Source organism: uncultured Streptomyces sp., assembly GCF_947488945.1.
Lineage (GTDB): Bacteria > Actinomycetota > Actinomycetes > Streptomycetales > Streptomycetaceae > Streptomyces.
The window spans coordinates 1-260 of the sequence record NZ_CANLBS010000116.1 but is presented as its reverse complement, the minus strand read 5'-3'; the positions used below and the strand labels follow the sequence as shown (position 1 = coordinate 260).

General features: G+C 76.9%; 1 pseudogene. It reads right to left on the bottom strand.

Going from position 1 to position 260, the window contains the following annotated elements:
* Window positions 1–260 (bottom strand): annotated as a pseudogene (locus tag Q0994_RS34045) (catalase HPII); the annotation flags it as partial.

The following is a 260-nucleotide window of genomic DNA, read 5'->3' as shown; positions in this document are numbered from 1 at the left end:
GCGAGGACGGCCTCGCCGCCGTTCCAGGCGCCGATCGCCTTGCCGTGCCGGAACGCCTCGTTCACCAGGAGCAGCAGCCTGGGGTCGGTGGCGACCTCACCGGCGGTGCCGGTGTTGTCCGCCTTGGCGTCCCGCGCGCCGGCGGCGTCGCCGCCGGGGGCGGGAGCGCCGGCCACCAGGACCGCGTCGAACTCGACGGAGCGGGCGGTGGCGAAGGTCCGCTGGACGGTGACCGGGTCACCGGCCGCGTCGAGCTTCCC